This is a genomic window from Streptomyces sp. NPDC008150 (assembly GCF_042956945.1).
Taxonomy (GTDB): Bacteria; Actinomycetota; Actinomycetes; order Streptomycetales; family Streptomycetaceae; genus Streptomyces.
Genome location: NZ_JBIBHJ010000017.1, coordinates 73,380 through 95,712 on the forward strand (window position 1 = coordinate 73,380; position 22,333 = coordinate 95,712).

The 22,333-nt window shown below is 72.3% G+C and carries 15 protein-coding genes; 7 read left to right on the plus strand and 8 right to left on the minus strand.

The annotated features are described in order from the left end of the window. Positions 1 to 7: 7 nt before the first annotated feature. Positions 8 to 3,235, minus strand: coding sequence for a CHAT domain-containing protein (locus ACFZA0_RS32455; RefSeq protein WP_391023616.1), 3,228 nt, complete (start codon positions 3,233 to 3,235; stop codon positions 8 to 10). Positions 3,236 to 4,124: 889 nt separating this feature from the next. On the opposite strand from ACFZA0_RS32455, the gene ACFZA0_RS32460 reads away from it, so the two are divergent. Then, the gene (locus ACFZA0_RS32460; RefSeq protein ID WP_391023618.1) at positions 4,125 to 5,390 is read left to right on the plus strand and encodes an amidohydrolase; all 1,266 of its coding nucleotides are present in this window, start codon (positions 4,125 to 4,127) and stop codon (positions 5,388 to 5,390) included. A gap of 161 nt (positions 5,391 to 5,551) precedes the next feature. On the opposite strand, the gene ACFZA0_RS32465 is transcribed toward ACFZA0_RS32460, so the two are convergent. Further along, positions 5,552 to 6,178, minus strand: coding sequence for a DUF1707 domain-containing protein (locus ACFZA0_RS32465; protein WP_391023619.1), 627 nt, complete (start codon positions 6,176 to 6,178; stop codon positions 5,552 to 5,554). A gap of 98 nt (positions 6,179 to 6,276) precedes the next feature. Between ACFZA0_RS32465 and ACFZA0_RS32470 the strand changes: the two genes are divergently transcribed. Further along, entirely contained in the window at positions 6,277 to 6,909 is a 633-nt protein-coding gene (locus ACFZA0_RS32470; RefSeq protein WP_391023621.1) for a TetR family transcriptional regulator, read from the plus strand. An 89-nt stretch (positions 6,910 to 6,998) separates the two neighbouring features. After that, positions 6,999 to 8,150: an alpha/beta fold hydrolase gene (locus tag ACFZA0_RS32475; RefSeq protein ID WP_391023622.1), complete on the plus strand. Its 1,152-nt coding sequence runs from the start codon at positions 6,999 to 7,001 to the stop codon at positions 8,148 to 8,150. Positions 8,151 to 8,261: 111 nt separating this feature from the next. Here ACFZA0_RS32475 and ACFZA0_RS32480 read toward each other — a convergent pair whose 3' ends face one another. Next, a complete protein-coding gene (locus tag ACFZA0_RS32480; RefSeq protein WP_391023624.1) occupies positions 8,262 to 8,798 on the minus strand; it encodes a hypothetical protein in 537 nt (178 codons plus the stop codon). Positions 8,799 to 9,001: 203 nt separating this feature from the next. Continuing rightward, positions 9,002 to 9,664, minus strand: coding sequence for an HAD-IA family hydrolase (locus tag ACFZA0_RS32485; RefSeq protein WP_391023626.1), 663 nt, complete (start codon positions 9,662 to 9,664; stop codon positions 9,002 to 9,004). Positions 9,665 to 9,765: 101 nt separating this feature from the next. On the opposite strand from ACFZA0_RS32485, the gene ACFZA0_RS32490 reads away from it, so the two are divergent. Further along, the gene (locus ACFZA0_RS32490) at positions 9,766 to 10,545 is read left to right on the plus strand and encodes a methyltransferase domain-containing protein (protein WP_391023628.1); all 780 of its coding nucleotides are present in this window, start codon (positions 9,766 to 9,768) and stop codon (positions 10,543 to 10,545) included. Positions 10,546 to 10,612: 67 nt separating this feature from the next. On the opposite strand, the gene ACFZA0_RS32495 is transcribed toward ACFZA0_RS32490, so the two are convergent. The 3 genes from ACFZA0_RS32495 to ACFZA0_RS32505 all read right to left on the minus strand — a co-directional run bounded on the left by ACFZA0_RS32495 (position 10,613) and on the right by ACFZA0_RS32505 (position 15,533). After that, positions 10,613 to 12,262: a bifunctional aspartate transaminase/aspartate 4-decarboxylase gene (locus ACFZA0_RS32495; protein WP_391023630.1), complete on the minus strand. Its 1,650-nt coding sequence runs from the start codon at positions 12,260 to 12,262 to the stop codon at positions 10,613 to 10,615. 160 nt (positions 12,263 to 12,422) lie between these two features. After that, entirely contained in the window at positions 12,423 to 14,099 is a 1,677-nt protein-coding gene (gene aspT / locus ACFZA0_RS32500; RefSeq protein WP_391023631.1) for an aspartate-alanine antiporter, read from the minus strand. A gap of 213 nt (positions 14,100 to 14,312) precedes the next feature. After that, a complete protein-coding gene (locus ACFZA0_RS32505) occupies positions 14,313 to 15,533 on the minus strand; it encodes a cation:proton antiporter (RefSeq protein ID WP_391023632.1) in 1,221 nt (406 codons plus the stop codon). Positions 15,534 to 15,932: 399 nt separating this feature from the next. On the opposite strand from ACFZA0_RS32505, the gene ACFZA0_RS32510 reads away from it, so the two are divergent. Next, positions 15,933 to 17,282, plus strand: a complete 1,350-nt coding sequence (locus ACFZA0_RS32510; RefSeq protein ID WP_391023634.1) for a DUF2254 family protein — start codon at positions 15,933 to 15,935, stop codon at positions 17,280 to 17,282. Positions 17,283 to 17,430: 148 nt separating this feature from the next. Continuing rightward, positions 17,431 to 18,033, plus strand: coding sequence for a hypothetical protein (locus tag ACFZA0_RS32515; protein WP_391023635.1), 603 nt, complete (start codon positions 17,431 to 17,433; stop codon positions 18,031 to 18,033). A gap of 73 nt (positions 18,034 to 18,106) precedes the next feature. Here the strand turns inward: ACFZA0_RS32515 and ACFZA0_RS32520 are convergent, their stop codons facing one another. Next, complete coding sequence (locus tag ACFZA0_RS32520; RefSeq protein WP_391023637.1) at positions 18,107 to 21,667, minus strand: hypothetical protein; 3,561 nt, start codon at positions 21,665 to 21,667, stop codon at positions 18,107 to 18,109. A 350-nt stretch (positions 21,668 to 22,017) separates the two neighbouring features. On the opposite strand from ACFZA0_RS32520, the gene ACFZA0_RS32525 reads away from it, so the two are divergent. Then, the gene (locus ACFZA0_RS32525; protein WP_391023639.1) at positions 22,018 to 22,323 is read left to right on the plus strand and encodes an STAS domain-containing protein; all 306 of its coding nucleotides are present in this window, start codon (positions 22,018 to 22,020) and stop codon (positions 22,321 to 22,323) included. The last annotated feature ends 10 nt before the right edge of the window (positions 22,324 to 22,333 follow it).

Consider the following 22,333-nt stretch of genomic DNA (forward strand, 5'->3'; position numbering starts at 1 on the left):
ACGCTCCTCAGATCCCCATGCAGCTGAAAGCGGCCCAGACGAGCGGACTGCTGTGGTCCCTGCCGCCCCGCCACCGGGGGTCGTCCACTGCGGCGAGGTCCTCGGCGGCGAACAGGTCGAGCTCGGGAAAGGCCGCGAGCTTCTGCTCGTTGGTGCTGTCGCGAAGCCACTTCATGGCGTCGGCAACCGCCTCCGGCAGAGGCTTCCCCTCACCCAGCCAGTACCGGTACGTCAGCGCCATCTGCGCGGCTGCCGGAGCGTCCTCGACGGGCCACAGGGAAGCGATCACGGCGCCGAAACCAGCCTGGAAGAAGCCGGTTGCCAGCCCCACCGCCTCTTCGGGAAGACCCTCGTCGGAGCGTGCGCTGTCGCAGGCGGACAGGACTGCCAGCCGTGCGGTGATCGCCGGCATGGCGAACATGTCGCGCACGGAGAGCCGTTCACCGTGAGCAAGTCCGAGCCCGCCGTCAAGGGGGCTCTGGACGCTGAAGTGGGCGTGGCAGGCGAAGTGGCAGATGTCCGCTTCAGCCAGGGCCTGTTGGACCTCTCGCCGGTTGGCTCGTCTGCCGTGGAGTTCCTCGACGCGCACGTGCGGAGGCAGAGCGAGGCGGATCCGCTCGATCTCGACTGCCGCACCGGGCAGGGGCGGTTCGGTGCTCGGTGCCGGATCGCGCACCGCGAGCACCCGCCGCACAGACGCCGCAGAGGTGCGGCCGACCGCTACATCGAGGGTCCTGGCGCTCGGCGCGGTGGTGATCGGCAGGTCGTCGACGGCGAAGCGGCGTCCGGTGGGTGCGTGGGGGTCGGGGCGGGACGCCGCGTGCAGCGGGAGCGCGCCGAGAGGCCCGTCGGGAACGAGGACAGCCGGTGTGCCGGTGCCCAGTTCGGCGACCACCGGCGCCATGACGGCCTCCCAGAGCAGCCCGCTCAGTTCGTCGACCGCAAGCTCGGCCTCGTCCAGGTCGGCAGGGTCGTCCGAACCACTTCCGACCACGGCGTCGCCGAGGATCGCCAGAGCCCGCCTCTCGAATTTGACCGTGAGCCGAGGCAGAGGGACGATCCGGACGCGTCCGTCACCTGATGCGGCGCCGGACGGGCCCGGCGGTACGAGGAGCGCGACGCCGCCCTTGTCCGTGGCCGCCAGATAGACCAGGGCGCTTCGGCAGGCGTCCGCCGTGCGGACCACGTCCGCGGCTGCGGGCGGGTTCAGGAAGGTACCGAATCCTGGCAGCGCGCGGATGTCGTGTACGACGTCGCGGAGTTCACGCAGCCGCGCACGGTACGCCTCACGAGTACCGTCGACGACGGGCAGGTTCTGGGCGTCGGTGAGCAACAGCCGCTCCTGCGCCGACAGTTGCTCTGCCGCTCGACGGAATCGTGACGACAGGTTCCGGTACTCGCCCGACAGCAGCCGCAAAAGGTCCGGGTGCTCACGCTGCATGGTTTCGGCGAGCATGACCGCCCGGCCTGCCTCCAGGACCACGGCGGCCTCGCCCGCACGCCCCGCGGACGCGAGCGCGAACGCGGTGCGGGCGGCGAGCCCGTCGGCCTGACGCAGTGCAACAGCCTTGCCCTCCCGTCCCAGTTGCAGGGATGCGATGTCATGCAGCAACGGCACGGCGACCTGGCCCGCCTCCGCCACCTCAGCCATCGCGCCTCGCCTCCAGGCCGACTCGGACCATCCCCTCGCTGCGAGGTAGACGGCCGCCCGGTCGGAGTCCGCGTAGTCGTGGCACAGGCTGCGGAGCAGTTCTCCGGCTTCCTGCTGGTGTGTGGGCAGCCGGGTCGTCTCGGCGCGCGCCAGCAGCATGTCCGCGAGACAGCCAAGCGCTCCTGCCCGCAGCGGCGACCCCTCCGCGATCCCTTCCGCGGCGCGGCGCGCGAGCCCGACCGCGCTTTCCAAGGACTCGGCGTCGCCGGTGGTTCGGGCGACGGCAAGGCGGCAGTAGGCAAGTCGCGACATCACCCCGATCCTCGAACGGTGGTCGAGGCCGGGCATCTCGAGGGCACGGCTCAGATACTCGCCGGCCGCGGCCAGATCGGCAGCGTGCCGCACCGGGTCGGTCATATGACGGTCCAGCAGCAGCATGCCGCTGAGCGCCGTCGCGCCGGCGCGGTGCTGCACAGGTACGTCCTCGGCCAGGTTGCCCTGCAGGAGTTCCACGGCGCGCGTCAGGTCCGCGAGGGCTTCGACGGGCGGGGCACCCCCGTCCGTCCGGTGGAGGCCACGGCGGGCATGGTGACGGACGGCGAGGCTGACCGCGAGATTGACCACCAGCGGACTGCGCCGGACGACGTCCTCGCCGCAGCGGTCGAGTGCTTTCTGCTGATCGAGAATTGCCTGATCGAGGTCCGCCTGTCGCGCGTCGGTCATGTATTCAAATAGCGCGACCGTTGCCTGGATGTCAGAACCGATTGCCTGTCCCGCCCCCATTCGGGAGCCGGGCGCGACGAAATCCCCGGTAAAGGTGTCAGCGGTTTTTCTGAGGCTGGAGGCGCGGGTGATGTCCTCCGGGTCCCCGCGGTCCGTGTAGCGCAGCATCAGCGCCTGGGCGAGATGGGTGGCGGCCCATTCCTGCCGCTCGGCGTCCGTGCCGCCCGTGGACCTCTGCCGCCCGAGGAATTCCTCCAGGGCGGTGATCGCCTCGTCGAGTCCGTCCGGGTCGGGTGCGATCACCTGGTGGCGCGTGAGGAGCATGACCGCGCGGTTGGCCCGCAGGTGGTCGCCGACGCCGCCGACCGGGAGCACGCGCACCGCGCTACCCATGAGGGCCAGCGCCTCCTCCAGGAGATTCGCCTCGGCATTCAGCGTGAACAACTCGAAGAGTCCCTGGGCGAGTTGCCCCGCCGAGGTCGCCCAATCGGGGCTTCCGTGACGCTTGGGGGCCAGACCGGCCCGCCACAGGGCGATCGCGTCGTCAAGGTCTTCGGGCGTGTGACGGGCCGCGAGCATCATCGCCAGGTTTCCCTGTGCGGTGTTCCGCTCGGGGTGCCCCGCGGGCAGCAGTCGCAGCACACTGCGCATGTGCCCGATCGCCGCGTCGAGGTCCGGCTGCCCTCCTTGGCATCGATGACGTGAGTACAGGGAGATGGCGAGGTTGCCAAGTGCGATGCAGCGGGACTGCAGGTCGCTGCCCGCAACACGCAGTGCGCGAACATCGGCGGCCACCGCGCGCTCCACTTCACGACAAGGCACGAAGTCCTCGCGTGGAGGGATTCCGCCGTAAGCGCTCATGCGATCCCCGCCCCCGTGTTTCGCACGACCGGGATTCGCCGTGCGACATTTAATCTACTTCGAATCCAAGATCACGGAACCGTACGATCATTTTCGACCAATTTTGTCGCTGCTTTTTCGATGCGAGGGGTGCGGAATTGACCGGACTCGACAAACGGGAGGGGTCTTGCGGCGTGAGTGGCATCGGGTGACACCCAGTGACGTCGCGTCCCGGACGCCCTCCGTCCGGGACGAGGGAACGCCAGCACGCACCAAGCGCGAGGGGCCCGTCCGCCCGGAAACCGCGCGGCTTCGACACGCCGCGCGGTGCGCCATTCGGGCGGACACGGTCGACGGTCGAACGGGACGACGGTACGTCCCGCGGAACGCGGAGCAGGGTGGAGCCCGTTCGCGTCCGCACGCACCCCCGTCCTGCTTCCGCCCCGCCCAGCGGTCACCGGCCACGGTAGGGAGCGAGCACGGACCGGGCCGGACCAAACAGAGCGACCGTTCCGATGACGACGAGGCAGGTGTGGCGTGGCATCGTGGCCCTCCCCCACCGATCCCGGCGTCGTCACCCGCCGCCTCGGTCTCGCGGACATGGCGAGCCGCGCCCGCCCGGACGGTGCGGTGGCCCGCGCCGAAGGGCTCGCCCCGTTCGGAGACCCGGGCGTCGGCACCGGCTCCGGACTCGCCGGCGGTGGCCTCATCCGCGCCACCCCGCGTCGGCGCCCCCCCCGTTGCCCGGACCGACGGCACCCCCGTCCACATCGCCACCGCGCCCAGGACGTGGCCCTGCTTGAACTCGCCTTGCCGGGGACCGAGTTGTGCACCCCGGCAGCACAGGTCCGCCGAAAGAACGCGCCCTCCCGTACGTCTTCCCCCGGAGGGCCGGACAAGGAGTCATCGCATGACCAACGCAGTTGACGCCGTGCTGAGCGGTCTGGCGGACATCCGCGACCAGGTCGAGGAGTTCTACCGGGACCTGCACGCGCATCCGGAGCTGGGCCTCGCCGAGACGAGGACGTCCGCGCGGGTCGCCGGGCGGCTGCGCGACTGGGGCTACGACATCACCGACGGCCTCGGCGGAACCGGCGTCGTGGGCGTCCTCTCGCGCGGCACCGGCCCCACCGTGCTGCTGCGCGCGGACATGGACGCCCTGCCCGTCAGGGAGGCCACCGGGCTGCCGTACGCCTCGACCGTGACCACCACCGACCGCCACGGGGACGAGGTCCCGGTGATGCACGCCTGCGGTCACGACGTCCACGTCTCGTGCATGCTCGGCTTCGCGCGTCTGATGGCGGTCGCCGAGGATGCCTGGCGCGGAACCGTGGTGGTCCTCTTCCAGCCCTCGGAGGAGAACGGCGACGGCGCGAACGCCATGCTCGACGACGGCCTGACCGACCGGGTCCCGCGCCCCGACGTGGCGTTCGCCCAGCATGTGCTGCCGTATCCCGCCGGGTACGTCGGGGTGCGACCGGGTGCCTTCCTCAGTGCCGCCGACAGCCTGCGGATCACGCTGTACGGGCGCGGTGCGCACGGATCCATGCCACAGTCGTCGGTCGACCCGATCGTGCTCGCCGCCATGTGCGTGCTGCGTCTGCAAACGGTCGTCTCCCGCGAACTGGCCCCAACGAGTTCCGCCGTGCTGACCATTGGCAGCATCCGGGCCGGGTCCAGCCCGAACGTCATCCCCGACACCGCGACCCTCGAACTCAACGTCCGCAGCTACGACGACACCACCCGGGCGCAGATCCTCGACGCGATCCGTCGCTGCGTGCGCGCCGAGGCGCAGGCGTCCGCCGCTCCCAGGGAACCGGAGTTCGAGACCCTGACGACCTTCCCGCCCACCAGCAACGACGCCGACACCGCCGCCCGCCTCGACCGTGTCTTTCGCGCCCACTTCGGCGACGCGGCCACGACCATCGACCTGCAGACCGCGAGCGAGGACTTCAGCGAGATCCCGGACGCGTTCGGAACACCCTTCTGCTACTGGGGAATCGGCGGCACCGACCCGGACCGGTACGCGGAGGCCCAGCGCAAGGGCACCGTCAACCAGGACCTCCCCGTCAACCACTCGGCCGCCTTCGCACCGGTCGTTCAGCCGACGCTGGACACGGGAATCACCGCACTGGTCGTCGCGTCCATGGACTGGCTTGCGAGTGAGGGGAGTTGAGAGACAGGCCCGACGCGTGGCAGCCAGCCGCGTCCACGGCCTTCGCGACCGTCCCGCCCCGGCACCGGCACCCGCTACCGATGGCCGACCGTCCGCACCGGATTCCGCCGCCCGGTCGGCCGGTCGGGGCGGTCAAGGGCGGCCGGGCCTGGTGACACCGCCTACTTCGTGTTGGACACGTCCACCCGCACACTCCCGCCGTGCGTCTCCCCCGTCACCGTGAGCACGTGCGTGGCCGTCCCGGGTACCGCGTGCCGTGAGGCGTTGTCGCGGATCCGTCCGCCGTACGTGTCGACTCCCGTCAGGTCGGCGGCGATCCACGGCGGCAGCGTCAGCCGCACGCTTCCGCCCATCGTCGAGAGCCGGAGTTCGCTGCGCCCGCCCGGGGGCAGTTGCGCGACGGTGTAGTCCAGCCGGACCGAGGCGCCGTACGACTCCAGTTCCGCGATGAGGGGGACTCTCCAGGCGCCTTCGCGGCGGAAGCGCTGGCCCATCCCGCGCCACCGCTCCGCCTCCCCCTCCGCACGGGCCGCCGGCGCGGACGCGCGCACGGCCGGCGGGGCAGGGGCGGGTACGGGCAGATCCTCCGCGAGTGGCTCCAGATCCGCGAACGTCCGCGCGGTGAGGGCGAGTTCGACCCGTTCCTCAAGCTCGTCGATGTCCAGCCGGCCCTCCGCCGCCGCGTCCCGAAGGATCTCCACCATCCGGTCGCGGTCGTCGTGCGAAACCCGCATCAGGCGCGGATCCCGCTCGGCAGCGCCGCGGTCGCTCGGCTCGTCAGAGGTCATGACCACGCAGCCTACGGCCCCTGCCGCGCTCCGGGCGAGCCTCCTCCCTCACCCCTCCCCTAAGAACAACTGTTCTCAGCCAGTGTACGTTTGTTCTTATGGAGAGGACGAACGGAGCAGGGCACAGCGAGCACGCCCCCGCCCCCGAGGACGAGGGTCGCCGGGCGCGACGGCACGACCCAGGGCGCAGGACCCGCATTTTGGACGCCGCGCTCGACGTGCTCGTCGCGGACGGCGTCGCCGGCCTCACCCACCGGAAGGTGGCCTCTCGTGCGGACGTGCCGCTCGGCTCGGTCACCTACCACTTCGCGAGTCTCGCCGTGCTCCAGGCTCAGGCGTTCAGCCGGTACGTCGAGCAGCGCACCGAGGAGTACGAGGCCCTGTTCGCCGCGGCGCGAAGTCACGAGGAGCTGGTCCGGGTCCTCGTGGGACTCGTGCAGCAGGGGCCGTCCCGGCGTCGCAGCGCGGTCCTCGGATTCGAGCTGCACCTGGCGGCCCTGCGCGACCCCGAGCTGCGCGTGCTGACCCAACACTGGACCGAGGCCGCCAGGGCTGTCCTGGCCCGCTTCACGGGAGCGGAGATCGCCGCTCGCCTGGACGCCCTCCTGGAGGGGATGATCATGCACGCCCTTCTGACGACGGACGGGCAGTCCCCGGCGGAGACCCGGGCGGCCGTGGAGCACGCCCTCACACCCGCCGCACCGGGCCCTGAAGACGGTTCCCGGACATGAATCCCCGCGACGCCCGGCCGACCAGGGCACCCGACCCGGCCGCCCGGCACGCACGTCGGAGAAGCCGCACGGACCGCAAGGAGAGCCCCATGCCGATCAGCACGCCCACGATCTCGGTCAGTGATGCCGACCTGTGCGATCTGCGCGCCCGGCTGCGAGCCACCCGGTGGGCCGAGCCGTGGCCGGTCGGCGGATGGGCCGCCGGAACCGACGGCGCGGAGCTTCGCCGCCTCGTCGCCCACTGGGCCGACGGCTACGACTGGCGGGTCCACGAGGCCGCGATCAACGCCCTGCCCTCGCACCTCGCCGATCTCGACGGCACCCCTGTGCACTACCTGCGGTTCGACGGCGAACGTCCCGGCGCGCTGCCGATCGTCCTCACGCACGGGTGGCCCAGTTCCGTTCTCGAACTCACCACCCTGGCCGAGCGACTGGCCGTACCGTCACGCCATGGCGGCAGTCCGGACGACGCCTTCACCGTCATCGTTCCCTCACTGCCAGGGTTCGCCTTCTCGCCCCAACGGCCCACACTGACGGGCGCCGAGCAGACCCACGAGCTCTGGCACCGCCTCATGCACGACGAACTGGGCTTCGCCGACTACGCGGCGCACGGCGGCGATCTGGGCGCGGGCGTCACCTCCAGGCTCGCGGAGGCGCACCCCGAGGCGGTGGTCGGCATCCATCTGCTGGCGGTCGCGGCTCCGGCGGCCTTCGAGCCGGCCAGCCTCACCAAGGAGGAGCAGGCCCACCTCAGCGCGGCCGCGGCCTGGCAGCAGAGCGAGGGCGGCTACATGCACCAGCAGAACACCCGTCCGCTCACGCTGGGTTCGGCACTGAGCGACTCGCCCGCCGGACTGCTCTCGTGGATCGTCGAGAAGTACCGGGCGTGGAGCGACTGCGACGGCGACCTGGCCTCGCGGTTCAGTGACGACTTCCTGCTCACCCAGGCAAGCGTCTACTGGTTCACCAACTCGATCTCGACCTCCTTCCGGCCCTACTACGAGTACGCCAACGGACTGACCACGCGGGTGAGGCGGGTGGACGTCCCCACGGCGGTCGCCCTGTTTCCCGCCGACCTGAGCCTGCCGCCGCGGAGTTGGGCGGAGCGCACCTACAACATCGCGCGCTACACCCACATGGCGCGGGGCGGTCACTTCGCCGCCCACGAGGAGCCCGGCCTGCTCGCCGACGACATCACCGCCTTCTTCCGCGACCTCCGGCCGGCTCCGCGCGACGCGTAGGAGGGCTTGGCGCTCCGCGCACGGCACCGCGCCGTCCGCCGTCCGTCCTGCCGCCTGCCGGCCGCACTCGGGGACCCGCCGTCGCGGGCGGCGGCAACTCCCCTGTGCGCGTCAGGCGTTGTCCGCCTTGGAGAGGGCCTCGGTGACCATGCGCGTCGCGAAGTCCGGGTCCTCCGTGATGCGGTTGATGTGGTCGGCGAGCAGGAAGGCGGTGGCCTCCAGGGGAGTCATCTCCTTCTCGGTCCACTCCCCGTACTGCTCCCGCCAGAGGTTGGGGCTCAGTCCGATGCCCGCCGCGACGACCAGTCCCGCCATGGTGGGGATGGCCTCCGGACTGATGCTCCTGGGCATCCTGCGCATCGTGGCCACGAGGGTCGGCACGACGTACTCGATGGTGTCCTTGCCGTGGTCGTCGTGCGCCTTCTTCAGCCAGGTCATGAACATGTAGATGAGGGTGCAGGCCCCGTCCAGTACGTCACGGGCGCCCTCGGGATCGAGCGACGCCGCGAACTGCTCGGTGAGCGCCCGGTGTTCGGGATCCGCCGCGGTGGACCCGCCGCGGATGCTCCTGAGCCGGGAGTCGATGAGCATGAGCGCTGTGCCCACGTCGCCGACGTGGGCATGCTCGGGGCCGTAGGACGATGACACCGTAGGTCCTCCTCGGTTCGCCGCGGTGGGCAGCTCGGTGCCGAACGGTAGACGGGCCGGAGCGCGGGAGCGGAGGATTGGCGCTCTTTCCAGTCCTCCGGGCGAAGTACGGGCAAAGTGGTCGGCCTGCGGCTGTGGACGTGCTCTTCCGGCGCGGGGCCGGCAGGCGCGAGGAGGGCGCCGTCCCGACCGTGTGCCGGCGTCTACCGCGATCCCGCGAGGACGACGTGGTGGATCGCGGCGGCGACGTCGTCCGTGACGTGCGTGGGGCGGCACGAACTCCCCTGCCAGACACGTCCGTTCGCCACCCACACGCTTCGCAGTCCGAGCGCGTGGGCGCCCGCGATGTCCGCGGCCGGCGAATCGCCGACGACCCACGCCCCCGACAGGGTGGTGCCCACGGCACGCGCCGCCGCACGGAAGATCTCCGGCTCCGGCTTCTTGTGACCGACGCTCTCGGAGACCACCCAGCCGTCCAGGAGGAGGTCGAGCCCCGTGCGCCGGATCTTGGTCTCCTGCTGGACCGTGCGGCCGTTGGTGACGACGACGCAGGTCCAGCCGCACGCCCGCGCGTCGGCCAGGGCCGCACGGGAGGACGGCGCCAGGACGACCCGGTCGGCGGCCCCGGTGTCGAGCAGGGTCCGGACGGCGCCGGGCGGCACCGCGTCGCCGTACCGCCCGGCCAGGGCGGCCGCGACGTCCTGGCGCGCCGCGTAGCCGCCGGCGTCGACGGCCGTCGCCCAGGCGAGGTCGGCGGCGGGCAGGTCGTGCCGGGCGAGGAAGTCGGCCACGGCAGCGCGGAAGGCGGCGTCGCGGTCGACGAGGGTGTTGTCGAGGTCGATCAGCAGCAGCGGCACATCGGACACTGGACCACGAAGGGGCGAGGTCCGCCACGTCTCGCCGCCGCACGCCCCCGAAACGACGCGAGGGGGTGGCCGCCCCTCGGCCCCGCCGGTACGGTGACCGCGTGAATCAGGACGAACGACCGCTGCACGCCTCGTCGTTCGGCTCGGCGGCCGCCGGGTACGCCGAGCACCGACCGGACTACGCGCCGGCCGCCGTGGACTGGGCACTTGAGCCCGCGGCCGGTGTGCGGGTGCTCGATCTCGGCGCCGGAACGGGGAAGTTGACCGCGTCGCTGGTCGCGCTGGGCGCCGACGTCGTCGCGGTGGAGCCCGACCCGGCGATGCTGGCCGAGCTGCATCGCGCGCTGCCGGGGGTCCGGGCGGTACGGGGAAGCGCCGAGGCGATCCCGCTGCCGGACTCGTCGGTCGACGCCGTGCTGGCGGGCAACGCGCTGCACTGGTTCGACATGGCTGTCGCGGGCCCCGAGATCGCCCGGGTGCTAGCACCCGGCGGAGTGCTGGCCGGACTGTGGAATCTCCTGGACGACCGGGTCGAGTGGGTCGCCGGCCTCGCGGGGGCCGCGGGCGGCGCGGTGGTCGGTCCGCGGGACACTCCGGCGAGCTGGCGCGCCGAGACGGCCGCGGCGCATCTGCCGAGGAGCGGCGGTGCGGGGCGCTTCGGCTGGCCGGAGCAGGCCGAGTTCCCCCACGGACAGCTCCGCACCGCCGACTCCCTGGTGGCGACCCTCGCCACACGCGCGGGCATGCTGGTCATGCCGGAGCAGCGACGAGCGGCGGCGCTGAACCGGATCCGCGCCTACCTCACGAGCAACCCGGCTACAGCGCAAGGTGAGTTCACCCTCCCGATGCTGACGGGCGTACTGCGTGTCCGACGCCGGTGAGGCGACCCCACCGGGCCCCGTCGTGCCTCGCCGGGCCTTGCAGGGCCGGGCCGCCCGACCCTTCCCCTCAGCCCTGTGAGTCCTTCCACTCCTGCGCGTAGTCGTTGAAGATCACGCGCAGGTGGTGGCCGATCTTCAGGTAGTCCAGGTCGTCGAGGTTGGCCAGGGAGACGCGGACCGACCACTGGGGGCCCTCGAAGCCGCCGCCGTTGAGGAGGACGACTCCCGTCTGCTGCGCCAGGCGGAACAGGGCGTCCACGGGTTCGTAGTTCGCTTGCAGGAAGTCCGCGAACGGCTTTCCGTGCACGCGTTCCGCCTCGGCGATCAGGTCGAGTTCGACGTAGTAGCCGGCCCGGTACGGATCCTCGTTGATCTTCATCTGGGCGCCTTCGAGGAGGAGTTCGAGACGCTGCCGGACGATCGCCCGGATCCGGTGCTTGTACTCCTGGCCCTCCTCCAGCATGTTGAAGAGCGAGAAGACCGTCATCATCACCTGCTGCGGCAGGGAGAGTCCCGCCGTGTGGTTCAGCGCGACCTGGCGGGAGTCGGCCACCAGCCGGTCGATGAAGCGGATCTTCGCCGGTTCCAGGCTCAGGGAGCCGTAGCGCTCGGCGAGGCGGTCCTTCTGCTCCTGCGGCAGTGCGGCGATCCGCTCGTCGATGACGTTGTCGTCGTGCAGGCCGATCACGCCGAGCCGCCAGCCCGTGCACCCGTAGTGCTTGGAGTACGAGTAGACGAGCAGGGTGTTGCGCGGCAGGTCGGCGGCGATGGAGCGGAAGCCCTCGACGAACGTGCCGTACACGTCGTCCGTGACGATCAGCAGGTTCGGGTTCTTCGACGCGACGATCTCGCGGATCTGGCCGGCGACCCGTGAACTGAGGGCCAGCGAGGGCGGGTTGGAGGGATTGACCAGGCAGACCAGCTTGATCTCCGGGTCCTCCAGCTTGGCCACCTCCTCCTCCGGGTAGCGCCATTCCCGTACCCCGGTCTCGGCGAACTTGTCGGCCGAGATGTACGTGACGTCGAAGCCGTAGGTGTCGAGTTCGGCGATCTCGATGTAGGGCGTGAAGACGGGGACCATCAGCGCGATCCTGTCGCCCCTGTTCAACAGGCCGTTCTTCATGAGGGAGTCGAAGATGTAGCACATCGCGGCCGTACCGCCCTCGGTGGCGAACAGCGACAGATTGCCCGGCGGGGGCTTCTTGTCGAACATCTCGTCGGCGAGGTAGCCGCGCACGACCTGCTCGCCGTGCGTCAGCATGCGGTCGGGCACGGGGTAGTTGTCACCGACGATGCCGTCCGCCAGTTCGTGGACCCAGTCGTCCTTGTCGAACTTGAACCGCTGGATTCCGAGTTGGATGCACTGCGTGAGCAACTCGATGCCCGGCATGTCCGGGTGGCGCCGGACGAACGTGTCGAAGCGCTCGTAGGCGCCCCGCTTCTCCGGCATGCCGCCGAGGTTGTCGGCGGTCCACACGCGGCGCGACTCCTCCAGCGCGAAGTGGCCGAGCGCGAAGAACGCCTCGCGCGGTCCGGTGGCGATCCAGTTCGGGTTGCCCCGGCCCGCGTTGAGCATCTGAACGGACGACTTCTCCTTCTGCCCCGGCTCGTCCGCCTGTGCCTGCTGGGCCAGTTCGATGAAGATGTTCTTCAGCTCGAACGGGGAGAGCTGTGCGTAGCGCCGGATCTGCTCGCGGGTCAGGGTGGTCTTGGTCATCGCGCTGCCGTTTCTCTTCGGGTCGTCGTCGGACCGGTGGTTCTCTCGTGCCGGTTCTCTCGTGCCGGCGCCGCGGGATCGGTGCGGTGCCGTCGGCTGGGTGGTGCCGGTCAGCGCTGGACAGGACGATCACGGCGCCTCGGCGGACCGGATCACGCGCTCAGTGGCCGAGGATGCCGACGAGCACGGGGCCGGTCAGCGGGAGCAGGAAGTTGGAGAGTGCGTAGGTGATCGTGTAGCCCAGCATCGGCACCGACGACTGCGCCACCTGGGTGACGGCGGTGATCGCGGGCGTCGAGCACTGCTGGCCCGCGATGGCGCCGACGAGCAGCGGCTTCTCGATCCTGAGCAGTCTGCGGCCGACGACGAGGGAGAGCGTCGCGGGGACGAGCACCATGGCGATCCCGGCGAACGGCAGCAGCGCCCCGTACTGCTTCAGCAGCGGCCACGCCTGGGGGCCCGAGACCAGCCCGGTGCAGGCGATGAAGACCGCAAGGCCCATGTCCTTGATGGTCGAGGCGGCCTGCGGCGGGAACGCGCCGAAGGTCTGGCTGCGGGAGCGGAACCAGCCGAAGAGCAGCCCCGAGATCAGACACCCGCCGCCCGTGCCGAGCGACAGCGGGACGTCGCCGAACTTGACGACGACCTGCCCGAGGAGCGAACCCGCCGCGATGCCGAGTCCGAGGTAGATGAAGTCGGTGGCGTCGTTCTTGACGACGGAGCCGATCCGCGCGACGAGCTTGTTCAGGCCCGAGCGTGCGCCCACCAGGGTGAGGACGTCGCCACGGTGCAGAACGGTGTCGCCGTTGGCGGGCAGGTCCTGGTCGCCCCGCGTGACGTCGCTGACGTAGACGCCGTCGCGGTAGAACTCCGGGTTGGCCTGCTGGAGCTGGTCCACGGTCCGGCCCTCGGTGGCCTTCTCGGTGACCGACACCTGCCGGGCGGCCAGCGGCGAGTCGAGGCCGGGCACGCCCGGTGTCTCCGGGCCGATGCGCCGGCCCGCCTCGATGACCTTGGCGCGGCGGCCGACGAGGAGGACGAGGTCGGAGAGCGTCAGTTCCAGCTCGGGCGTGACGTCGAGGATCCTGCTGCCGCGCTTGACCGACTCGACGGTGATCCGGTCGTCGCGGTCGTCCTGGAGTTCGCCGACGGTGAGGCCGTCCGCCAGGGTGACCAGGTACGTCCGGCCCACCAGGCCGGGCAGCGCGGGACGCTCGTCGGCCTCCAGGCTGCCGCTGCTGCGCGTGCGCTCCCACAGTTCCCGGGCCGCGTCCCGCAGGTTGATCCGCATCATCATCGGCATGATCTGGCTCGTGTAGAGCACGACGGTGATCAGGCCGAACAGGTAGCAGACCGTGTAGGCGGTGGCCACGTTGCCCTGGTATTCGGAGATCTGCGAGGGGGTCAGGTCGGACAGCTTGCCGATGGACTCGGTGGCCGTACCGACGACCGCCGACTCGGTGGCCGCGCCGGCCAGGATGCCGGAGGCGGTGCCGACGTCGAGGTCGAACCATTTGGCGAGCCCGAAGGCGATGCCGAGGACGCAGACCAGTTCGATGCCGCACAGCGCGAAGAACCGCAGGCTCTTCCTGTTGAGGTTGCGGAAGAACTGCGGTCCGGCCATGTAGCCGAGGGCGAAGATGAACAGCGCGAAGAACACGGTCTTCACGTCGTCGGAGACGTGGGCCTTGGTCCAGGCGCCGAGCAGCAGCGAGACGATCAGCGTCCCGCAGATGCCGCCCAGGGTCAGGGGCCCGACGCGCAGCTTCCCCACGAGGTAGCCGAGCGCCAGGCTCAGGAACAGGACGAGTTCGGGGTGGTCCGTGAGTACGCCCACGGCGACTCAGCGGATCTCGACGGCTGACACGTGTTTCACAGGACGCATATCCGCAAAATATGGGCATTCCCGCGCGTCTGCCACGCGAGTTCGGGGTCACCCCGGCCGTCGAATCCGCCTCTCGCACATCGCGCGGTCACGAGCGTCCCGGGCACCGCACGACACCGGTCGACACCGGACGACACCGGTCTGCGCCGACGGGCCCGGAAGCCTTCACCACGCCTCGGACTCCGTCGAGGACAGTGTCGTCGGCCCGTCCCCTCCCTCGCCCCTCCCCCCGCGCACTCTCATCGCGAGCAGCGGCAGGACGAGCACCGAGACCATGGCGGCGCCGATCAGGGCGGCGGCCTCGTCCGTGCCCAGCACCTTCTGGTCCACCCCGATGGTCGTGATGGCGACGACCAGCGGCAGGCACGTCGACGCGAAGAGGGTGAGCGCCCGCCGGTCCGCGCGGGCGAGTTCACGGGGTGCCAGGGCGTGCACGGGACCGCCGCGCACGACGAGGAACAGGAGCAGGAACACCGGGACGAGGACGAGCGCGTGCCAGTCGGTCAGCAGCGCGTGCAGGTCGAACTCGATTCCCGTGACCACGTAGAACAGCGGTACGAGGAAGCCGAATCCCATGGCCTCCACCTTTCCGAACACCTCGGCGCTGTGTTCGGGTGACGCGCTGTGCAGCACGATCCTGGTGAGGACACCGGCGGCGAAGGCGCCCAGCAGGATGTCGAGGCCGAACACCTCGGCGAGGGCGAGCATGCCGGTCAGCAGCAGCATCACGAAGCGGACGGCGAACTGCCCGCTGCTGTGGAGGGTCGTGTCGACCAGCCGGGAGAACCAGCGCGGGCGAGGCCGCACGGCCCAGAAGACGGCCGCCGCGGTGATGACCGCGAAGGCGATCAGCAGGACGGTCGACTCGCCGGCCTTGCGCCCGCTGAGCAGGAGCGCCATCGCCACGATCGGCCCGAACTCCCCCACGGCGCCGAACGCCGACGTGACCGCACCGAAACGCCCGCGGAGGTCGCCGTTGTCCCGCAGGATCGGCAGCACCGTGCCGAGGGCCGTGCTGGTCAGCGCAGTGCCGACGACCAGCGCCTTGTACGTGTCGCCGCCGCCGATCCAGAAGGCGAGACCGATGCCGAGCGCGAGCGAGATCACCCAGGCCCCGGCCGCGCGCCGCAGGATCGCGCCGCGCACCGCCGCGAAGTCGATCTCGTACCCGGCGAGGAAGATCAGCATGGCCAGGCCCAGGTCGGAGAGCGTGTCGACGACCTGGCCGGTGTGCGCCCACCCCAGGACGTCGGGCCCGACGATCACCCCGAGCGCGATCTCGAAGATCACCAGCGGCACGCGGACCCGCCGTGCCGTCACCTCTGCCAGCAGGGGGGCGAGGACGGCGGCCGCCATGATGAGGACGAGCGTGCCGGGATGGGACATGGCCCTCTTCTCCAGCTCTCGACAGCTCTCGGCAGTCCTCGACGTGACAAGGCCGGGCCGCCGTGCGCGCGGACGGTACCGGTGCGACCGGAACGCACCGATCCCACCCTGGTCCGCGTCCGGCGGGTTCACGAGCGGATGGGGGCCGTACGGGGTCAGGCGGCGGCCGGCAGAGTGCGCGGCGGGACCGTGCGGCGGGAAGAACGGCTGCGTCCGCACCGACGGCCCTTCTTGATTCGCACACTCCCGCACGACGGCCGAGACTCGAAGTCCCCCTGCGGCTCAGCGGAAACCGAGGAGAGACATGAGGGCGCACGACCTCGCGCACCGGGCGGAGAGTCCGGCACTCCCCTCCGGTGCCGCCAGCACGCGACGTCCGGGGCAGCTTCCGGTACGCCGGTGACCCGGCCACCACCGGCGGCGCAGTCGCCGTCACCGCCGTCGCCCGACCGTACCCGCCTCCCGCACGGCAACGGCCGCAGTCAGCGGGCCAGGCGGGCTCGCGGCAACGGCATCGCGCTGCTCCTGGTCGTCGCGGGCGCGCTGCTGGGCTGGGCCCTGCCCGCCGCGGAGCGCCATCTGCCCGCGCCGGCCCTGGACTTCGACGCGGCGACGGCGCAGGCGACCCTGGCCGCCATCGCGGGCGGCATGATCACCCTCGCGGGCTTCGTCGTCACGGCGATCACCCTGGTCGTACAGACCGTGCAGACCATGTCGCCCCGGCTGGTCGCCGCCCTCGGCCACTTCAGCCGGCATCTGGTGCTGTTCGGGCTGCTGATCGGCACGGCCCTGTACGCGCTGGTGACGCTGAGCCAGGTGCGGGGTGAGCATGTTCCCCGGTTCACCGTGACGATCGCGGTCGGCCTCGTCCTGGTCGACGCCGTGACCGTCCTGTACCTGCTCGCCTCCCTCCGGCACGCCGTGACGGGCGGCGGGCTGGCGCGGGCCGTCGGGATCCGGCTGCGACAGGTCGTCGACGGGACCTGCCCCGCCGAGGCCGAGCACCCGCCCGCACCGGGCCCCGCCGTCCGGACCGGCACGAGTGTGCCGGTCGTGCGTCGCGGACCGCCCGCCGTCGTCCTCGCCGTCGACGAGCCACGCCTCACGAAGCTCGCAGCACGCCACGACCTGCACGTCCAACTTCTCTATGCCGTAGGGGAGTTCACGGGCGACGGGGCACCCGTGGCCCGTGTGGACGTCAAGGGGGAGCTCGACCCGCGGACCGTCCGGCAGGTCGCGGCGTGCGTGCGGTACGGACCGGGCCGGACCATGGAACAGGACAGCTCGTACGGCCTGCGGCTCCTCGCCGACATCGCGATCCGGGCGCTCTCCCCGGCGGTCAACGACCCGGCCACCGCGGTCCAGGCCCTCGACCACGTGGAGGAAGGACTCGTACAGCTCGCCGGCCGCCCCCTCGGACCGGTTCGGCTGCTCGACGACCGCGGTGTCCCCCGCGTCTCCTGCCCGGCACCGGAGTGGGCGGACTTCGTGTCGCTCGCCCTCGACGAGACACTTCTGTACGGCTCGTCGAATCCGCAGGTCGTCCGTCGGCTGCGCGCTCTGCTCGACCGGGTGGCCGCCGCCGCTCCGGAGCACCGCAGGCAGCCGCTCACCGAGCGCCGCGACGCCCTCGACCGCCTGTCGGACGGCGCCCTGCCCGACCCGCTGCTGCGCCGGGTGGCCGCCCGGCCGGATCCGCAGGGCCTCGGCGGCCGGTCGCCGTCTCCCTCCCCGGCGGCCGACGGCTGACACCGCGCGCCCGGGCGTCGACCCGGCGGGGCCCCGATGAACGCGCTCTCGCTCGACGCCCGGTCGCCGTGCGGGGCGGTCGCGCGGTCGCGGTCACACCGGACAACCGGGGTGACGGCCGCACCGCACGCATGCCACAGTGCTCGTCATGGACGCCCTCGATCCCGATGCCCCGGGGCCCTCCCGCCACCTCGACCAGGGGTATCCGCTCGCCCGCTTCGCGGCCCGGATGCTCGTGGTCTGCCCCCGCTGCGGCGGCCGCGCCGAGACCGTCCCCCTGCCGGGACTGCCGGCCGTCAAGTACCACATGGAGCACGTGTTCCGGCCCCGGCGTCTGGCGTGCGGGGCGTGCGGCCACACGGCCGACTGGACACCCCGGGTACGGGACGGCGGGCTGGTGGGCGTGGCACTGGGCGGAACCGAGGATCCCTTCTTCCGGCGCCCGTTGTGGTTGCAGACGCGTTGTGCCGGCCGGATCCTCTGGGCCTTCGACGCGGAGCACGTGGACGAACTGTCGGCCTACGTCGGCGCACGGCTGCGCGAGAGCGGACCGCTGAGCCCGACAAGGGCGATGATCCCGCGGTTGCCGGCCTGGCTGAAGCGGGCGGACAACCGCCAGGAGGTGCTCGCCGGCCTGCGCAGGCTGCGGGAACTGGCCCGGCGGTCGGCACCCGCCGACCGTTCGGACGCGGCGTACGAACGCGGTGACCGCCCCCGCCCGCACAGGAGCACGTACTTCACATCCCGCTGACGCGTGCCGGGGCCGAGGGCCGTGACGACCCCGCCCAGGGCTTCTCGGCCGCCCCCCTCGCCGTTCTCTCGGTTCAACTCTCGCTCAGCACACAGCCGTACGCCGCCTCCCGCACCTCTCGTTCCGGGTGGCGGCGCAGGGTGACGACGGCCGTGCGGCACTCCTCGGGCCAGTCCCGCCGCTTTCCGACCGCCGTGGCGAGACCGACCGCGAGGAGTCCCTCCACGAGGCCGCCGTCCCCGCCCAGGGCGTCGACGGCAGCGAGGACCGTGTCGAGGTCGACCGGCTCACCGCCGTACCGGTGCGTCTCCTCCAGCCTCTCCGCGACCCGGGTCGCGAGAACGGGACGGCCGTCCACCGCGGCGGTCAACTCGCGCAGGGCGCCGAGCAGTTCGGGAAGACCGGCGGTCAGGTCGACGGCCCGTACGAGCAGGGTGGTACGGAGGCCGTCGAGCGACGGTTCCGTGGCCAGCCGACGGGCCAGGGCCGCGCACATCCGGTGGTCCTGGACCGCGTACGAGCCGATCAGGGACTCCAGGCGCCTGCGGGCCGGCAGGTCCTCACCGGCACCGCCCCCTTGCGATTCACCGGCCGCGACGAGCAGCAGCAGCCGGTCCACGGCGTCGCGCAGCAGACTGCCCGGCCGCACCCCACCGACGGGATGGGGCTGTGCGGACCCGGCGAGCGCCGTCAGCCCGGAGTCCGCGCGCCAGACAAGGGTGCGCGGCAGACTCGGGTCGGAGCACACGCGCACCAGGGCGGTACCGGCCGCCGGGGTGTACCGCGCCCAGTCGCCCAGGGCGGACAGGGCGTCCTGCGCCGTCTGTTCGTCGGCCACGAAGGGCAGGCCGGCGACGAGTTGCCCGTAGCGCGGCCGGTGCTCCGGGGCCAGGTCGGCCGGGCTCGGGCCCAGGAGCGCGCGGCGCGCCGCGTCGGGGCCGGCCGCGACGGCGGACTCCAGCAGGGCCCACATGTCCTCGTGCGGCAGCAGCGTCGCCGCGAGGCCGACGACGGTGGCGTGCACGTCGGGATGGACGTCCGGGGCACGGCCGACGCGGGCCAGCAGCGCGGTCGCGGTGGCCGGGGGCAGACGGCGTGCGGCGAGCCGGGCAGCAGCCTTCCGGACGGTGACCTTCACCCCGCTCTCACGGGTCAGTACGTCACTGAGCAACTCCGCCAGCCGGCTCGGCCGGGCGTGGTCGGCCGCGCGGCCGGCGGCGGACCACGCGGCGGCCGCCCGGTCGTCGCCGGCGTGGTCGAGCAGGGTGGCGAGGGCTGCGGCCGGGTCGTCCGTGCGGGCGAGCGCGTCCAGGGCCGCAGCCGTCAGGGCGGCCTCGGCGGGAGCGGTCGCGGGCTCGGCCGTGTCGGCGGGCCCGGCGGCCGGACGTGCGGAGAGGGCGGAGGGCGTGCCGGCGGCGGGGGCGTATCTCCGGAGCAGCGCCTTGCCGTACACGGGTACCGGTGCCGCCGCGCGCAGCAGGGCGGCCCGTTCGTCCAGGCCGCGGCCGGGATCGGCGACGACGGCCGCGGCCAGTCGGACCGCGGCCTCCTGCTGGCGCGGAAGCCACCGGTCGGCGTACCGGAAGGGGGGCAACGGCCTGGGTGTGCCCGGTACGGGGAACCTGCCGGCCGGGCGGGGGTTCTCGGACAGGGCGGCGTCCAGCAGGTCGGTGCGCTCGCCGGCGAGTACGGCGAGTACCTGGGGCAGGTGGGCGGCGCTCGGCTCGCGCTCCAGCAGCACGGCGGCCCGGACACCGCGGCTCGCTGGATCCGCCAGCCAGGCTTCGGCGATCTCGCCGAAGACCGCGTCCGGGCAGGCGTGCAGGGCCTGTTCGAGCCGGCTCTGGAGTTCCGGCATCCGGCGCGCGCGGGGTCCGCAGGACCTGACGAAGGAGAGGAGCGGCGTGAAGTCGCCCTGACTGGCCGCCCGTTCGAACCACGGGCCGAGCGCGTCGAGGACGACGCGCAGGCCGCTTTCACGCAACGCCGTGCCGAGGCAGCCGAGTTCGACGGTTCCGGTGCGGATGGTCAGCGCTTCCGTGAGGCGTGCGGCCGTTCGCAGTGCGACGGCGGGTCCCTCGGTGCCCTTCGCGTCCGCCGCACCTGTCGTGGCTGCCGCGGCTTCCGGTGCCCGCCTCGTCTCCCGCGCTTCCCCGGTCGCGAGCAGGAGTGCGGTCAGGCGCCGGATCGTGTCCGTGGTCGTGGCGGAGCGGTCCCGCGCGTCCAGGGCGGCCAGGCAGAGCCGCTCCAGGTGCGTGGCGCCGGTACCGCCGGCCGTGGCGGGCTCGGCCGCGAGGGCTGCGGCGAGCAGGGGGCCGGGCAGGGCGGCGAGGGCGGACAGGGCGTCGTCGCGTACGGGGTCGCGGTCGTTGGCCAGTCGGTCGGCGGCCAGTGCGAGCACGTCGGCGACACGCTGCGGCTCACCGCTGTGGCCGGCGTTGGCCACCAGGCTGTCCCAGGCCGAGCCGCGCTCCTCGGCGTCGCCGGTTCTGAGCGCCGCCATCAGCCGCGGCCGGGCCTCGGTGGGCGGCAGCAGCGCGAGCAGGCCCCGGACGGTCCAGTCCGAACCGTGTTCGCCGCGGAGCGCCTCGATCTCGGCGCGGGCCCGTGAGTGCCGCTCGGGTGCCGGCAGGAGTGCGAGCGCGCTCGTGCGGGCGTGGACGTTCCCGCGCGGGCCGGCCTCGGCGACGACGGCGTCCAGGAAGGCGGACCGCCGCGCGGGTGGCATCACCCGCAGCAGACGGCCGAATGCCTCCCGGTGGAGCCACCGGGCTCCGAGCCGGGGCAGGGACGGCGGATCCGCCGCGACCAGGCGCCGCACGGCCGCGCGGCCGGGGGTGCGTTCCCAGCGGCCGGCTCTCCGGCCGGGATCGGCGAGCCAGCCGGCGACACGTTCCGCGTCTGCCGCGACCAGGTCACCGAGCATGTCGTGCACCGGGCCGGGCAGTTCGCCGGGGCCGTACCGTTCCAGGAGGTCGAGCACACGGGCCGGGCATGCGGGCAGGGCCGCCGCGACGCCGACGGCGTGCCGCGTCCACCATTCGGTGACCAACTGCTCGGGCAGATCGTCGAGTTCACGCTCCGCCTGGTCGAGGACCGCGAGCGGATGGCGCACCGCCACGGTGCTCCAGTCCTCGTAGGCGAGGGCCCCGGCGAGTTCGGGCAGGAGCCGTGCGGTGAACTCGGCCGAGCAGCCCGCCAGCAGACGGGCCGCGTCGTGGTCGCCGTACTCGTCCCGCACGCGGAGGACCAGCCGTTCGGCGAGCGCGGACCGCCTCCCGTCCCGCAGCAGCCGCGCGAGGTCGGCGCGGACGACGGGCGGCGCGTCGGCGTGGGCCGCTTCGACGGCGGAGTCCGGTACGGGCAGCCGCCGGGCACCGCGCAGGGCGTACCGCCGGACCACCGGGTCCGGGTCCCCGAGCCGGCTCCCGATGTACTCCACGTCCCCCGCCGTCAGGGCGGCCAGTGCGGCGAGACGGCGTTCGTACGGGCCGCGTGTGTCCAACTCGGCGAGCAGTGGCCGCAGTTCATCGCGGGCGGCGAGCCGGCGGGCGGTGACGGCGGTGTACCGGAGCCTGGCGGAGTGGGGCAGGGGTTCGAGGGCGGTGAGCAGTTCACCGGCGGAGAAGGTCATCGCGGGCAGTGTGCCTGATGAGCGGCCCGCACCTCCATCCATATAAGTGCCCGGAGTCAACCACCGCCCGCTGCCCGCACTTTCACCGCGCGCCCTCACGCGGATTCCGCCGGGCGCGGACGACGCACGGCACGGGGCATTGTGACCGGGCGCGCTGTGCGGCAGCCGCGCACACGGTTGCCGCGTACCGGTGTTCACCACCGGTACGCGCCCCGCCCGCCGGCTCACCGACCGCGCGTGCGGGCGCAGCATGGGCCAAGGGTTCACCGGGCATGCTGCACGGCATGAGCCACACTGAGGGTTGGCGAGCTCGCGCGACTCCCTTGGCCGAAGCGGCTACCGGGGGTGCGGTGGCGCTGTACGACATCGAGGGCGCCCGGGTCGTCGTGGTCCACGGCGATCAGGACGCGAGCACCGTCACCCCCCTGGCCACCGCGCTGTCCGGCGCGGTCGAGGACGGCGTGCGGGTGATCGTGGAGGCGTCCAAGCTCGGCTTCGTCGACTCCTCGTTCCTCAACGTGCTGCTGTGGTGCAACCGGCACGCGGACCTGCGCGTGGTGGCTCCGACACCCGGTCTGCGCAGGCTGTTCGAGATCACCGGCGCCACCGACATGGTGACGGTCGTCGCGAGCGTCGAGGCCGCTCTCGCACCGTAGGGCGCGAGAG

Coding starts and splice junctions, on each gene's coding strand:
- ACFZA0_RS32455 (WP_391023616.1), bottom strand. CDS start 3,235: ATGAGCGCTTACGGCGGAATCCCTCCACGCGAGGACTTCGTGCCTTGT.
- ACFZA0_RS32460 (WP_391023618.1), top strand. CDS start 4,125: ATGACCAACGCAGTTGACGCCGTGCTGAGCGGTCTGGCGGACATCCGC.
- ACFZA0_RS32465 (WP_391023619.1), bottom strand. CDS start 6,178: ATGACCTCTGACGAGCCGAGCGACCGCGGCGCTGCCGAGCGGGATCCG.
- ACFZA0_RS32470 (WP_391023621.1), top strand. CDS start 6,277: ATGGAGAGGACGAACGGAGCAGGGCACAGCGAGCACGCCCCCGCCCCC.
- ACFZA0_RS32475 (WP_391023622.1), top strand. CDS start 6,999: ATGCCGATCAGCACGCCCACGATCTCGGTCAGTGATGCCGACCTGTGC.
- ACFZA0_RS32495 (WP_391023630.1), bottom strand. CDS start 12,262: ATGACCAAGACCACCCTGACCCGCGAGCAGATCCGGCGCTACGCACAG.
- ACFZA0_RS32505 (WP_391023632.1), bottom strand. CDS start 15,533: ATGTCCCATCCCGGCACGCTCGTCCTCATCATGGCGGCCGCCGTCCTC.
- ACFZA0_RS32515 (WP_391023635.1), top strand. CDS start 17,431: ATGGACGCCCTCGATCCCGATGCCCCGGGGCCCTCCCGCCACCTCGAC.
- ACFZA0_RS32520 (WP_391023637.1), bottom strand. CDS start 21,667: ATGACCTTCTCCGCCGGTGAACTGCTCACCGCCCTCGAACCCCTGCCC.